13 protein-coding genes are annotated in these 13,219 nt (G+C 71.2%); 10 read left to right on the plus strand and 3 right to left on the minus strand.

The window, feature by feature from the left end:
- The first annotated feature begins 27 nt into the window (after positions 1–27).
- The 6 genes from ACZ69M_RS40940 (at position 28) to ACZ69M_RS40965 (ending at position 7,318) form a co-directional block, all read left to right on the plus strand.
- Positions 28–1,851 carry a gamma-glutamyltransferase family protein gene (locus ACZ69M_RS40940; RefSeq protein WP_470058116.1) on the plus strand — a complete coding sequence of 608 codons (1,824 nt, stop codon included), beginning with the start codon at positions 28–30 and terminating at the stop codon, positions 1,849–1,851.
- Positions 1,852–1,937: 86 nt separating this feature from the next.
- Positions 1,938–2,783, plus strand: a complete 846-nt coding sequence (locus ACZ69M_RS40945) for an inositol monophosphatase family protein (RefSeq protein ID WP_470058118.1) — start codon at positions 1,938–1,940, stop codon at positions 2,781–2,783.
- A gap of 368 nt (positions 2,784–3,151) precedes the next feature.
- On the plus strand, positions 3,152–4,561 hold the full coding sequence (locus ACZ69M_RS40950) for a phytoene desaturase family protein (protein WP_470058120.1): 1,410 nt from the start codon (positions 3,152–3,154) through the stop codon (positions 4,559–4,561).
- A 134-nt stretch (positions 4,562–4,695) separates the two neighbouring features.
- Positions 4,696–6,168, plus strand: coding sequence for a glycoside hydrolase (locus ACZ69M_RS40955; protein WP_470058121.1), 1,473 nt, complete (start codon positions 4,696–4,698; stop codon positions 6,166–6,168).
- A gap of 76 nt (positions 6,169–6,244) precedes the next feature.
- Positions 6,245–6,754, plus strand: coding sequence for an O-acetyl-ADP-ribose deacetylase (locus ACZ69M_RS40960; RefSeq protein WP_470058123.1), 510 nt, complete (start codon positions 6,245–6,247; stop codon positions 6,752–6,754).
- Between the two features lie 45 nt (positions 6,755–6,799).
- Positions 6,800–7,318 carry a P-loop NTPase family protein gene (locus ACZ69M_RS40965; protein ID WP_470058125.1) on the plus strand — a complete coding sequence of 173 codons (519 nt, stop codon included), beginning with the start codon at positions 6,800–6,802 and terminating at the stop codon, positions 7,316–7,318.
- A gap of 10 nt (positions 7,319–7,328) precedes the next feature.
- Here the strand turns inward: ACZ69M_RS40965 and ACZ69M_RS40970 are convergent, their stop codons facing one another.
- From ACZ69M_RS40970 to ACZ69M_RS40980, 3 genes are all read right to left on the minus strand, one after another.
- On the minus strand, positions 7,329–7,706 hold the full coding sequence (locus ACZ69M_RS40970) for a nuclear transport factor 2 family protein (protein WP_470058127.1): 378 nt from the start codon (positions 7,704–7,706) through the stop codon (positions 7,329–7,331).
- Positions 7,707–7,732: 26 nt separating this feature from the next.
- Positions 7,733–8,446: an SDR family NAD(P)-dependent oxidoreductase gene (locus tag ACZ69M_RS40975; RefSeq protein ID WP_470058129.1), complete on the minus strand. Its 714-nt coding sequence runs from the start codon at positions 8,444–8,446 to the stop codon at positions 7,733–7,735.
- 211 nt (positions 8,447–8,657) lie between these two features.
- Entirely contained in the window at positions 8,658–9,578 is a 921-nt protein-coding gene (locus ACZ69M_RS40980) for a LysR family transcriptional regulator (protein WP_470058131.1), read from the minus strand.
- Between the two features lie 216 nt (positions 9,579–9,794).
- Here ACZ69M_RS40980 and ACZ69M_RS40985 point away from each other — a divergent pair, with 216 nt between their 5' ends.
- From ACZ69M_RS40985 to ACZ69M_RS41000, 4 genes are read left to right on the plus strand one after another with little or no spacing between them, the layout of a single operon-like run.
- Positions 9,795–10,097, plus strand: a complete 303-nt coding sequence (locus ACZ69M_RS40985; protein ID WP_382246839.1) for a muconolactone Delta-isomerase family protein — start codon at positions 9,795–9,797, stop codon at positions 10,095–10,097.
- A gap of 31 nt (positions 10,098–10,128) precedes the next feature.
- Positions 10,129–11,454: a YbfB/YjiJ family MFS transporter gene (locus ACZ69M_RS40990; protein WP_470058133.1), complete on the plus strand. Its 1,326-nt coding sequence runs from the start codon at positions 10,129–10,131 to the stop codon at positions 11,452–11,454.
- Between the two features lie 19 nt (positions 11,455–11,473).
- Entirely contained in the window at positions 11,474–12,091 is a 618-nt protein-coding gene (locus ACZ69M_RS40995) for a GOLPH3/VPS74 family protein (protein ID WP_470058135.1), read from the plus strand.
- 58 nt (positions 12,092–12,149) lie between these two features.
- On the plus strand, positions 12,150–13,178 hold the full coding sequence (locus ACZ69M_RS41000) for an alpha/beta fold hydrolase (RefSeq protein ID WP_470058137.1): 1,029 nt from the start codon (positions 12,150–12,152) through the stop codon (positions 13,176–13,178).
- Positions 13,179–13,219: the final 41 nt, after the last annotated feature.

The raw sequence follows: 13,219 nt of genomic DNA on the forward strand, positions 1-13,219 counted from the left end.
CGACGCGCGCAAACACCGAGGTGAGAGATGTACTTCACTACGCGACCCACGCTTCAGGGGTCCTTCGGCATGGTGTCCTCCACGCACTGGCTCGCCTCGCAGTCGGCGATGGCCGTCCTGGAGGACGGCGGCAACGCCTACGACGCCGCCGTCGCCGCGGGCTTCGTCCTGCACGTGGTCGAGCCGCACCTCAACGGACCCGCCGGTGAGGTCCCGATCATCCTCGCCCCGGCGGGCGGCGAGGTGCGGGTGCTGTGCGGACAGGGCGTCGCGCCCGCGGGGGCGACGATCGCCCACTACAGGGGACTCGGTTTGGATCTCGTACCCGGCACCGGGCCGCTCGCGGCCGCCGTGCCCGGCGCCTTCGACGCGTGGATGCTGCTCCTGCGAGACCACGGCACGAGGTCCCTCGCCGACGTCATGAAGTACGCCATCGGATACGCGGAGGACGGGCACCCGCCCGTGGAGCGGGTCGGCGAGACCGTGGAATCGGTGCGCGGGCTCTTCGAGACGGAGTGGACCTCGTCGGCCGAGGTGTACCTGCCCGGCGGGAAGGCCCCGCGTCCCGGCGAACTGTTCCGCAATCCCGCCCTCGCCGCGACCTGGCGCCGACTGCTCGCCGAGGTCTCCGGCGAGACCGGCCGTGTGGCGCAGATCGAGGCCGCGCGCCGCGTCTGGCGCTCGGGCTTCATCGCCGAGGCCCTGGTACGGCAGGCCCGGCGGCCCACCATGGACACCAGCGGAAACCGCCACACCGGCACCCTGACAGCCACCGACCTCGCCTCCTGGTCCGCGAGCTACGAGGCACCCGCGACGTACGACTGGCGCGGCTGGACCCTGTGCAAGGCGGGCCCCTGGAGCCAGGGCCCGGTCCTCCTCCAGCAGCTCGCCCTGCTCCCGCCCCAGCTGCCGCGGTACGGCTCCGCGGAGTACGTCCACCTGCTCGTCGAGGGCTGCAAGCTCGCCATGGCCGACCGGGAGGCCTGGTACGGGGACGCGGCCGAGGTGCCCCTCGACGAGCTGTTGTCGCAGGAGTACAACGCCGAGCGGCGCGCCCTCATCGGCTACAAGGCCTCCGGCGAGCTGCGTCCCGGCAGTCCCGGAGGGCGCACCCCGACGATCAGTGGCCACGCGCGCGAGGGCGCCGCCGGGAAGCCGGGCTTCGACGCGCTGGCGGTACCGGGCGCGGGCGAGCCCACCGTCGCCGGCGCCGCGGGGGAACCCGAGGTGGCCCGGGACGGCAGCACCCGGGGCGACACCTGCCACCTCGACGTCGTCGACCGCTGGGGCAACATGGTCGCCGCCACGCCCAGCGGTGGCTGGCTTCAGTCCAACCCCGTCGTTCCCGAGCTGGGCTTCCCGCTCGGCACCCGGCTCCAGATGGCCTGGCTGGACGAGGGGCTGCCCAACTCCCTCACACCCGGACGCCGTCCCCGTACGACGCTGACACCCTCGCTGGCGCTGCGCGACGGAGTCCCGGTCATGGCGTTCGGAACCCCGGGCGGCGACCAGCAGGACCAGTGGCAGACCCACTTCTTCCTGGCCGTGGCGCTGCGCGCCGAGGTACGCGGCGGGCTCGACCTCCAGGGCGCGATCGACGCCCCGAACTGGCACAACGACAGCTTCCCGAGCTCGTTCTACCCGCGCGGCATGCGCCCAGGCAGCCTCACCGTCGAGTCCCGCACGGACGAGGCGGTCGTCGAGGAGCTGCGCCGTCGCGGCCATGACGTCGAGGTCGCGGAGGCCTGGTCCGAGGGCCGGCTGTGCGCGGTCGCACGGGATCCGCACACGGGTGTGCTGTCGGCGGCGGCGAACCCGCGGGGGATGCAGGGGTACGCGGTGGGTCGCTGATCAGCAACTCCGGGAATTCACGGCGATTCCACCCGGAGTGCACCGGAGGTGCGGGGATTGTCAGTGGCGCGTGTTGTCATGGAGCCATGATCGAAGACATCGAAACCATCGACGAGTTTCTCGCGCACCGCACGTCCGACGTCGAAGAAGCGATCCGGCAGGCGGCCGCCGCCGAGATCATGCCGCGCTTCAGGCAGCTGACCGCGGACGAGATCGACGAGAAGAGCGGCCCGCACGACCTGGTCACGGACGCCGACCGCAAGGCCGAGGAGTACCTCACCGAGGTGCTCGCCAAGCTGCTGCCCGGCTCGGTCGTGGTCGGCGAGGAGGCGGTCCACGCCAATCCGGCGACGTACGAGGCGATCCAGGGGCAGGCCCCGGTCTGGATCGTGGACCCGGTCGACGGCACCCGCCAGTTCGTCCACGGCGACACCGGTTTCTGCACGCTCGTGGCGCTCGCCGTGGGCGGGGTCGTCCAGGCGTCCTGGACCTATGCCCCGGCCCGCGACCAGCTCGCCGTCGCCGTGCGCGGCCGGGGTGCCCGTCTCGACGGCGAGCCGCTGCGCCCGGGTGCGCCCACGCCGGGCCGTGACCTCGAGATAGCCACCTCCCACCCCGACTACACCACCGACGAGCAGAAGCGGGCTCTCCTCGGCCTGCGCACCGAGGGCGTGCGGCCGCGTCCCTGCGGTTCGGCGGGGCTGGAGTATCTGGCCGTCGCCCGCGGCGAGCTGGACGCGACGGCCTTCTCCTGGGAGGCGGCCTGGGACCACGCGGCGGGCCTGCTCCTCGTCGAGGAGGCGGGCGGCGCCCACCTGACCCTCACGGGCGAACCCTTCCGCATCACGGGAGGCAACACCCTCCCTTTCACGGCGGCCCGGGACGCGGCCACGGCCCGACGGGTACGGGGCTTGCTGACCGCCGGCCTCTGACCCCACCGACACGCCGAGCAGCATCGAAGCCCTTGCCCTTGCCCGTTCCCGGTCGTCGTCCGGGGGCGCCGTCGAGGTAGCCGCTCCCGACGATGTGCACCGGAGCGCGCACCTGTCTCACACCAGTGGCCTCGTCGGCACAAGGCGAAAGCGGACGGCCTTCCGGCCCCCGGCGGGTCCCGGACCCCGGCGACCCGAGGTCCGGCGGGCCCTCGGCCCCGGTGGCCCCTGACCCGGCGGCCCCAGGCCCCTGCCGGCCGGACGACTCCCCGTCTGCCAACCCCCCGCGCCATCAAGGCTGTCAGTCCCCCGGCATATCCTGATGTCCAGTGGCCGTCGGCTGACAAAGGAGTCCGAAGGTGCCGTCGATGCTCGATGCGGTCGTGGTGGGTGCGGGGCCGAACGGACTGACGGCTGCCGTGGAGCTGGCCCGCCGTGGCTTCTCCGTGGCCGTGTTCGAGGCACGGGACACCGTGGGCGGCGGCGCCCGCACCGAAGAGCTGACACTCCCCGGCTTCCGTCACGACCCCTGTTCCGCGGCCCATCCCCTCGGGATCAACTCACCCGCCTTCCGGGCGATGCCCCTGGAGCGGTACGGCCTGGAGTGGCTGCACGCGAAGCTCCCGATGGCGCACCCGTTCCCCGACGGCACCGCGGCGGTGCTCGCCCGCTCCGTGGCCGAGACGGCGGCCTCGTTCGGTCCGCGCGACGCCGGTGCGTACCGCAGACTGGTCGCCCCCTTCCTTCCCAAGTGGGACACGCTGGCCCAGGACTTCATGTCCCTGCCACTGACCGCCCTGCCCCGCGACCCGGTGACGCTCGCCCGTTTCGGCCTGGCCGGGCTGCCGCCCTCGACCTGGCTCATGCGGCGCTTCCGCGACGAGCGGGCCCAGGCGCTGTTCGCCGGTCTCGTCGCCCACGTCATGGCCCCGCTCGACGGCATCGCCACCGGCGCCGTCGGCCTGGTCTTCGCGCTGGCCGCGCACGCCCGCGGCTGGCCCGTCGCGCGCGGCGGCTCCCAGTCCCTCTCCGACGCGCTCACCGCTTACCTCAAGGACCTCGGCGGCACCGTCCACACCGACTACGAGGTCAAGCGTCTCGACGACCTGCCGCCCGCCCGCGCGTACGTCTTCGACACCTCACCCGCCGCGCTGTCCCGCATCGCGGGCTTCGGGCGGTACTACGAGGACTATCGCTACGGGGCGTCCGTCTTCAAGATCGACTACGCCCTGGACGGCCCCGTCCCCTGGACGGCCGAGGAGGCGCGCACCGCCGGGACGGTGCAGGTGGGCGCGAGCCGCGCCGAGATCGCCACCGCCCTGCGCGCCGCCTCGCGCGAGGGCCGGGCGCCCGACGCCCCCTTCCTGATCACGGTGCAGCCCAGCGTCGTCGATCCCTCCCGGGCCCCGGAGGGCAAGCAGGTCTTCTGGGCGTACGGACATGTTCCGAACGGCTGGACGGGTGACCTCACGGACGCGATCGAGCGGCAGTTGGAGCGGTTCGCACCCGGCTTCCGTGACCGCGTACTGGCCCGCGCCACCGCGGGCCCGCCCGAACTCGCCGCGCGCAACGCCAACTACGTGGGCGGCGACATCGGCTGCGGCGCCGCCTCCGGACTCCAGCTCCTGCTGCGCCCCAAGCTGTCCCTGTTCCCGTACGGCACACCGCACCCGGCCGTCTTCATCTGCTCCTCGGCCACCCCTCCGGGCCCCGGTGTGCACGGCATGTCGGGGCACAACGCGGCGAAGGCCGTATGGCGGCGCCTGCGCCAGTCCTGACCGGAGGCGGCGCGAGCCGTCACATCCGTGCCTCGTTTCACAGGAAGAAAGCGCTGTCACGCGTCTCGACAACGTCCTGCCCCGGCCCGATCATGCGATGGGGCCGTGGCATGACCGTGACAGGAGACTTCCACATGATCAAGCGCAGATCGGTGCTGGCCGCGGCGGGTGGTGCGCTGCTCGGCAGTGCGCTGGCCACGGGCACCGCTCGGGCCGACGCGACCATCGGGGTCAACCCCGGTACGACGTACGGCAGTTGGGAGGGCTGGGGTACCTCCCTCGCATGGTGGGCCAATGTGTTCGGCGCCCGGGACGACTTCGCCGACATCTTCTTCACCACCAAGTCCGTGGCGTACGGCGGCAAGACGCTGCCGGGCCTCGGCCTCAACATCGCCCGCTACAACCTGGGCGCGTCCAGCTGGAACACCGTGAGCGGCGCGAGCATGGTCGCCTCCGCCAACATTCCCGCGTTCAAGCAGATCGAGGGGTACTGGCAGGACTGGAACAACGAGGACCCCACCTCCTCCGCCTGGGACTGGACGGCCGACGCCAACCAGCGGGCGGCCCTGGTCAAGGCGACCCAACGCGGCGCCGTCAGCGAGCTGTTCGCCAACTCGCCGATGTGGTGGATGTGCCTCAACCACAACCCGTCCGGCGCGTCCGACGGCGGCAACAACCTCCAGTCCTGGAACTACCGTCAGCACGCCTCCCACCTGGCCGCGGTGGCGCTCTACGCGAAGAACAACTGGGGTGTGAGCTTCAGCTCCGTCGACGCGTTCAACGAGCCCTCCTCCAGCTGGTGGACGGCGACGGGCACCCAGGAGGGCTGCCACATGGACGCCACCGTCCAGGCGGCCGTCCTCCCGTATCTGCGCAGCGAACTCGACAAGCGCGGTCTGACCGGCACCCTGGTCTCCGCGTCCGACGAGACGAACTACGACCTGGCCCGCACGACCTGGAACTCCTTCAGCTCGACCACGAAAGCCCAGGTCAACCGGGTCAACGTACACGGGTACCAGGGCTCCGGCGGGCGCCGTGACCTCCTCTACACCGACGTCGTCACCACGGCGGGCAAGCGGCTGTGGAACTCCGAGACGGGCGACTCCGACGCCACCGGCCTCACCCTGGCGAGCAACCTCTGCCTGGACTTCCGCTGGCTGCACCCGACCGCGTGGGTCTACTGGCAGGTGATGGACCCCAGCACCGGCTGGGCGATGATCGCCTACGACCAGAGCACCCTCCAGCCGACGACCGTCCAGACCAAGTACTACGTGATGGCCCAGTTCAGCCGGCACATCCGCCCCGGCATGACCATCATCGACACCGGTGTCGGATACGCGGCAGCGGCGTACGACGCGAGCGCGAAGCGCCTGGTCATCGTGGCCGTCAACTCCGGCGCCGCGCAGAACCTCACCTTCGATCTGTCCAGGTTCAGCCAGGTCAGCGGGGGCAGCGGCGGACTCGTACGACGCTGGAACACCGTCACCTCCGGCAGCGGCGACCTCTACACCGCCCACTCGGACACCTATCTGAGCGGCAAGACGCTGACCGCGGCCTTCTCCGCCGCGTCCGTGCAGACCTTCGAGATCGACGGAGTGGTCGTCTGACCGTCGGATATCGCGTGGCGGCCGGAGCGCGATGCGGCGAGGATCGAAGACCGCATAGGAGAAGGCCGAGGCCGTCATGACCGCCATCACCCTGGTCCAGGGAGACATCACCCGTCGGAGCGCCGACGCGATCGTCAACGCGGCGAACTCGTCGCTGCTCGGCGGGGGAGGCGTGGACGGGGCCATCCACCGACGTGGCGGCCCCGCCATCCTCGCCGACTGCCGCAGGCTCCGCGCCTCGCACTACGGCAAGGGACTGCCCACGGGCCGGGCGGTCGCCACCACCGCGGGCGAGCTGGACGCGCGATGGGTGATCCACACGGTCGGCCCGGTCTTCAGCCGTGAGGAGGACCGCTCGGAACTCCTCGCCTCCTGCTACCGGGAGTCACTGAAGGTGGCCGACGAACTCGGCGCCCGCACGGTCGCCTTCCCGGCCGTCTCCGCCGGTATCTACGGGTGGCCGATGGACGACGCCGCCCGGATCGCGGTGGAGACCGTACGGGCCACGCGGACGGCCGTCGAGGAGGTCACGTTCGTCCTCTTCGACGAGCCGGCGTACGAGGCGTTCGCCGCGCAGGTCCGCTGACTCCCCCTTTCTCGCGGAGGGGTCCGGCTCCGTTAGGGTGCCGGGATGCGGCGGATCTTGGTGGTGGGCAGTACCGGTGCGGGTAAGTCCACGCTCGCCCGGGGCCTGAGCGGTCGCCTCGGCCTGCCCTACCACGAGATGGACGCGCTGTACTTCACCGGCGCCGGGTGGGCCGTGAACGAGAAGCTGCGCGAGGACGTACTGCGGATCACGGCCGAACCCCGCTGGGTCATCGACTCCCTCGGCTATCCGGAGGTCCGTGACCTGATGTGGGACCGGGCCGACACGGTGATATGGCTGGACTATCCCAAACGGGTCGTCCTGCCCCGCGTCCTGCGCCGTTCCGTCCGCCGCACCGTCACACGCGAGCCGCTGTTCGGTGGCAACAGGGAGACCTGGACCGGCTGGCTGAGCCGGGAGCACCCCCTCTGGTGGGCCTGGTCCCAGCACGCGAACCGGCGCCACGAGATCACCCGCCGCACCGGCGACCCGCGCTTCGCGCCCCTCGACACCCTTCGCTTCGGCCGCCCCGGCGACACCGCGGCCTGGGTGAAGTCCCTGTGAGGGAGCCGGACTACTCGAGCCGTGACACCTGGTAGTGGCTGATGTACCAGGTCTCCCGCACGCGTCGCACCAGTACGCCGAGCTTGACGTTGAGGGTGGGGCGGTCGGTGAAGGAGAAGTCGACGCTCAGATAACCGAGTACGAGGTCGTCGGTGAGGCGTCTGGTCTCGAGAATCCGGTACGCGGCTGTCATACCGACGGGCTGGGAGGCGTAGTAGGCCGCGACGCCCGGCCTCCCGACGCTGTAGGGGTGCAGCCCCTGGAAGATCGCGTCCTCGGTGAACCGGGCGGCGACCTGCTCCGGTTCGTGTCCGTCGACGGCGGCCTTCCACTGGTCGAGGACGCCGCGCAGGATCGCTTCCGTGTCGCTGTCCGTCGTGCTGTTCATCGGGATTCTCCCCTTGTCGTGTTCCGTCAGTGGCCGGCGCTCATGCCACCGTCGACGTGGAGGATCTCGCCGGTGACGAACGGAGCGTTCTCCAGGTAGATCACGGCGTCGACGATGTCGCTCGTCTCGCCCATCCGGCCGACCGGGTGCAGCCCGGCGAGGGCCTCGTGGGTCTCCTCGGCGTGCATCGGGGTCTTTATGGTGCCCGGCGAAACGGCGTTGGCGCGGATACCGCGCGTGGCGTACTCGATGGCGAGGGACTTGGTGGCGGACTGGAGGCCGCCCTTGGTCAACGAGGCGAGTACGGAGGGCACGTTGGAGTCGGCGTTGTCGACCAGGCTGGTGGTGACGTTGACGATGTGGCCGCCGCCCTGGGCGAGCATGTGCCCGACGGCCAGCTGGGTGATGCGGAAGAAGCCGTCGAGGTTCACGCCGGTCACCGTGGCGTAGTCGTCCTGGGTGTAGTCGCCGAAGGGCTTGGCGATGAAGACGCCCGCGTTGTTGACCAGGGTGTCGATACGGCCGAACCGCTCGACGCCTGCCGCGATGACGCGTTCGGCCGTGGCGGGGTCGGCGATGTCACCCTGGACGGTCACGACGCCCGCGTCGTCGGCGGGGGCGATCGTGCGCGAGGTGGCGACGACGGCGTACCCGAGCTTGCGGTAGGCCTCGACGAGGCCCGCGCCGATGCCCTGCGAGGCTCCGGTGACGACGGCGACCTTCTGGTTCTGAGAGCTCATGCTGATCTTCTCCGGGTTCCGTGATTCCGCGATGAAGCGGGGGCTTCTTGACGGGTCGCCGGTCCCGCTAGGAACTAGCCGACCGGTCGACTATCTGGAAGTTAGGCGGGGTGAAGTGGAGAAGTCAAAGGTCAACAGAGGTCCGGCCAGGACCGAATTCCTCCCTGCTGGTAGGCGCAGCCTTCCAGGCCAGGTCAGTGGGCCGGCGGCCCTACCGGTGCGGATCCCCGTCCGGCAGCCAGGCGCCCGGGGCGCGGATGCCGAGGTCGCCCACGCCGTCGCAGAGGGCGTCGACGACGGCGAGGACGGCCGGGCGGTCCTCGTTCTCGCGCCAGACCAGCGACCAGGTCCAGTAGATCTCCGGTGCGGTGACCGGGCGCTGGACCAGATCGGGCGGCAGCGGGGTGGTCTGGCCCTTGGGGGAGTTGATCACCGGGCGAGTGCAGCGACGGACGTGATCGAAGAACGCCGGTCCGGTGATGCCGCCGTTGGAGATGCGTACCGCGCGGGCCCCGGTGTCCTCGGCCAGCTCTTCGGCGTAGACGTTCCAGGACGACCAGGAGGTGGTGTCGTCGTCGAGGAGGACGGCGGTGTCCCGGGCGGCCACGTCGCTCGTGTCGTCACCGCCTGCGACGGCGTAGAGCCGGTCGGCGCCGATGAGCCGGGCGCGCAGGCCGCGTTCTTCCAGGTCCTCGGTCCGCACCCAGCACACCGCGAGGTCCAGACCGCCCGCGGCGACCCGGGCGGCCTGGGTGTGCGAGGGCGCGACCCATGCGTCGAGGTGGAGTTGGGCCACGGTGGCGGTGCGGGCGGTGAGGTCCGACGGGAGCCAGTTGACGTAGCCGAGCCGTACCGGTTCCGATCCGGACAGTCGGCCGGCCCGCCGCTGGAGGTCGTCGGCCCGCTCGAGCAGGGCGCGGGTGTGGGGGAGCAGGGCCGAACCCGCCGCGGTGAGGGACACCGAGCGACGATCGCGATCGAACAACCGCACGCCCAGGTCGCGTTCGAGCGCCTTGATCTGCTGAGACAGAGAGGGGCCGGCGATCAGCAGGCGCTCGGCGGCCCGGCCGAAGTTCAGCTCCTCGGCGACGGCGACGAAATACCGCAGTTGGCGCAACTCCACGCTGGTCATGCTACGTCGGTGCGAGGCCACGCCTCTCAACAGGGAGGAAGCCGGTCGTGGCAGCGCCCCGGTCGCAGGCGGACGATGGAGCCCATGGAAGCCCGGCCGAGGGCAGCACGGCGGGACAACTGACGGCGGATGACCTCCGCGCTCCTCCGGCCGGCCACCCTCACCCCACGCGGCGCTCCGGTGCCCGCCGGACGTCCCATCGAGCGGAGCAGGACCATGCGAGAGTTCCTGGTCGAGATCACCACCACGATCCCCGAGGGCACCCCTCAGGACGAGGTCGACCGGCGGCGCGCCGCCGAGGCCGTCCGTGCCCGGGAACTGGCCGCCACCGGCAACCTGGCACGGCTGTGGCGCCCGGTCGGCGAGCTGCGCAGCATCGGCATCTGGTGTGCCGGTGACGAGGACGAACTCCACGAGAAGGTGCTCGGCACACTGCCGCTGCGCCCGTGGATGAGCCTCACCGTCACCGCGCTCGAGTCCCACCCGAACGACCCGGGCCGTACGGACGCCGCGCGGTGACGGCGGGGACGGGTGCGGCATGGATTTCGTCATGAGCGTACGAACCCTGCGCGCCTGCCCGGCCCGAAGTGCCGGCGCGCCGCACTCGCCCTGGCGCCACGTGGCCCAGGCCGCCGCGGCTCTCGCCGCGGGCATGGGGGTCGGCCGGTTCGTCTACACCCCGATCCTCCCGCTGATGCACGCCGGGGCGGGGCTGTCCGCGGGCGCCGGCGCGAACCTGGCCACCGCCAACTACATCGGCTATCTCCTCGGCGCGCTCGTCGGCATCCTGGCCCCCGCGGTGGTCCGCTCGCGGGCCCTGCTGCGCACCTCCCTCGTCGTGCTGACCGGCACCCTGGCCGCGATGCCCGCCACTCACGACACCGCCGGGTGGTTCGCGCTGCGGCTGCTGGCCGGGGTCGCCAGCGCTCTGATCTTCGTCATCGCGGTCAGCTCGCTCCTCGGTCACTTGCGGGAGTACCCGGCTCATCTGCCCGGATGGGCGTTCGGCGGGGTCGGCGCCGGCATCGCCCTGTCGGGTCTGCTCGTCCTGGTGCTGCGCCCCGTCGCCGACTGGCGGGCCGCCTGGTGGGCCTCGGCCGCACTCGCCGCGGTCCTCGCCGTCGCCTCGTGGAACCTCCGCCCCGAAGCGCCTCCCACGACAACGCGGGCCACGCGGGCCACGCGGGCAGTCGAGGCCACCCAAGCCACGCAGGCCACCACAGTCACTGCGGCCACCGCGGATTCCAGCCGCGGGCCGCGCACGCACCGCTGGTTCACCGCCCTGTTCGCCTCCTACACGCTGGAAGGCATCGGCTACATCATCGCCGGTACGTTCCTGGTCGCCGCGATCGAGCAGAGCTCCCCCGGACCGCTCGGCGGCGGCGCCTGGGTGCTGGTCGGTCTGGCCGCGGTGCCCTCCTCCGCGCTGTGGGCCCGGCTCGGGCGCCGTTGGTCGCGCCCCGACCTGCTGCTGGCCGCGCTCGTCGTCCAGGCGGTGGGCATCGCGCTGCCCGCCCTGATCGGTGGAGCACCGGCCGCCCTGGTCTCCGCGGTGCTGTTCGGCGCGACGTTCATCGGCGTCAGCACCCTCGCCCTCGCCACCGGGGCCCACCTGGAGTTCCCCCGCTCCGTCGCGCTCCTGACCGCCGGATACTCCGTCGGCCAGATCCTCGGCCCGCTGGTGGCCGCGCCCCTGCTCCACCACGGCTATCAGCAGGCACTGGTCCTGGCCGCTTCCGTGGTTCTCGTGGCGGCCGCGGCCGCCGCCGTGCTGCGCATCGGCTTCCCGCACCACATGGTGGTAGTGCGAGCTACCGCCCCGGTACGACAGCCCGCACCGACGGAATCCGCCGCGGACGCGGGCAGCCACCGATGACTCAGACGTGGAGTCCGTCATGACCACACCGCGGGACCTGTTGATGATCGCCATGGACGTCCCGTCCAGCCGGCCCGTCGAGCAGGGCGACCTGTCGCTGGCCCTCGCGGGAGCCGAACTGGTCGACCTCATCGAGGCCCAGGCCATCACGCTGGAGGACGACGACCGCATCGTGCCCGGCGCGCAGTGGACCATGGGCGACCGTCTGTTGGACGGGGCCGTGGCGTCGCTGGTCCGGGAGCGGCCGTACGAGTCCGTGGACGACTGGCTCTGGCGCCGGGGCCGTGGGCTGTCCGCGGCCTATCGCGCGGACCTGGAGGCGGAGGGACGGCTCACCAGGCCCCGCCACCGCTGGATTCCCTTCGGCGGCGGCCGTACGGAAGCGGCCGACTCGCCGGACCGCAGCCACGCGGACGAACGCTGGACCGCGGGCGAGCCCATCCTCACCGTCCTCGCGGCCGCCGTGGGGATCCACGACGAGTCGACCGAGGAGGCCGCGGGTCTCGTCGACGACTCGGTCCTGACCGTACTGGCCGCCGTCAACGGCGCGGTGACGGAACTGGAAGCGGTACGGCAACGGCGAAGCATCGAGGACGCGGCCTTCGACAACATCTGGCGAGGCGGCGACGGCACATGACGCGTCGGCCTCGCCGGTTCCTCCGCTCTCCACGCACCGGTGAAGGAAGGTGGTTGTCATGGACAGGCGCACGTTTTCCCGGATTCTCACCATCGGAACTGCCGGAGCCTCACTGCCGGCGCTCCCGGTGACATCGGATTCCGCCTCGGCCTCTCCGTCGGGCCGCGCGTCCGAGTCCGGAACGCACACCTCTTTCGGCCCGCTGAAGCAGATCCGAGCCGGAGAGCTGACCATGGGATATGCGGAGGCCGGCCCCGCGCACGGCCCCGCGGTCGTCCTGCTGCACGGCTGGCCCTACGACATTCACAGCTATGTCGATGTGGCTCCCAGGCTCGCCGCGGCGGGCTACCGGGTGATCGTGCCCTACCTGCGCGGTCACGGCACCACACGGTTCCGGTCGGACAAGACGTTCCGCAACGCCCAGCAGTCGGTGATCGCGCTCGACATCATCGCGCTCATGGACGCGCTGAAGATCGAGAAGGCGATCCTCGCCGGCTTCGACTGGGGAGCGCGGACGGCCGACATCATCGCGGTGCTCTGGCCGGAGCGCTGCAAGGCCCTGGTCTCCGTGAGCGGATATCTCATCACCGACCGTGAAAGCAACAAGGCGCCGCTGCCGCCGCAGGCCGAGTGGGCGTGGTGGTATCAGTACTATTTCGCCACCGAAAGGGGGCGGCTCGGCCTCGCGCAGTACAAGCACGATTTCGCGAAACTCATCTGGAAGAACGTCTCCCCGACATGGCACTTCGATGACGCCACATTCGACCGGACCGCGACCGCCTTCGACAATCCGGACTGGGTTCCCATCGTGATCCACAACTATCGGTGGCGACTGAGTCTGGCCAAGGGCGACCCGCGATTCGATCGTCTGGAAAAGCGACTTGCCGAGAGTCCCGCCATCCCGCTGCCGACGATCACCCTCGACGGCGAGCTGGATCCCTTCACGCCGCCGGGAAACGGTGCCTCTTATCGCGAGCGTTTCACGGGCGCGTACGACCACCGGGCGCTGAAGGGCATCGGTCACAACGTGCCGCAGGAAGCACCCGAGGCATTCGCTGCGGCGGTCGTCGACGTCAACGCCCTCTGAAACCCTCCGAACCCTCTTGAACCCTCTGAACGGTGTCGTGG

This window comes from Streptomyces sp. NPDC107454, assembly GCF_055582885.1.

Excerpts from the sequence above, each read along its gene's own strand:
- ACZ69M_RS40970 (WP_470058127.1), bottom strand. The coding sequence starts at position 7,706 with ATGAACAGCACGACGGACAGCGACACGGAAGCGATCCTGCGCGGCGTC.
- ACZ69M_RS40990 (WP_470058133.1), top strand. The coding sequence starts at position 10,129 with ATGAGCGTACGAACCCTGCGCGCCTGCCCGGCCCGAAGTGCCGGCGCG.
- ACZ69M_RS40965 (WP_470058125.1), top strand. The coding sequence starts at position 6,800 with ATGCGGCGGATCTTGGTGGTGGGCAGTACCGGTGCGGGTAAGTCCACG.
- ACZ69M_RS40980 (WP_470058131.1), bottom strand. The coding sequence starts at position 9,578 with ATGACCAGCGTGGAGTTGCGCCAACTGCGGTATTTCGTCGCCGTCGCC.
- ACZ69M_RS40940 (WP_470058116.1), top strand. The coding sequence starts at position 28 with ATGTACTTCACTACGCGACCCACGCTTCAGGGGTCCTTCGGCATGGTG.
- ACZ69M_RS40985 (WP_382246839.1), top strand. The coding sequence starts at position 9,795 with ATGCGAGAGTTCCTGGTCGAGATCACCACCACGATCCCCGAGGGCACC.
- ACZ69M_RS41000 (WP_470058137.1), top strand. The coding sequence starts at position 12,150 with ATGGACAGGCGCACGTTTTCCCGGATTCTCACCATCGGAACTGCCGGA.
- ACZ69M_RS40995 (WP_470058135.1), top strand. The coding sequence starts at position 11,474 with ATGACCACACCGCGGGACCTGTTGATGATCGCCATGGACGTCCCGTCC.
- ACZ69M_RS40950 (WP_470058120.1), top strand. The coding sequence starts at position 3,152 with ATGCTCGATGCGGTCGTGGTGGGTGCGGGGCCGAACGGACTGACGGCT.
- ACZ69M_RS40975 (WP_470058129.1), bottom strand. The coding sequence starts at position 8,446 with ATGAGCTCTCAGAACCAGAAGGTCGCCGTCGTCACCGGAGCCTCGCAG.
- ACZ69M_RS40960 (WP_470058123.1), top strand. The coding sequence starts at position 6,245 with ATGACCGCCATCACCCTGGTCCAGGGAGACATCACCCGTCGGAGCGCC.
- ACZ69M_RS40955 (WP_470058121.1), top strand. The coding sequence starts at position 4,696 with ATGATCAAGCGCAGATCGGTGCTGGCCGCGGCGGGTGGTGCGCTGCTC.
- ACZ69M_RS40945 (WP_470058118.1), top strand. The coding sequence starts at position 1,938 with ATGATCGAAGACATCGAAACCATCGACGAGTTTCTCGCGCACCGCACG.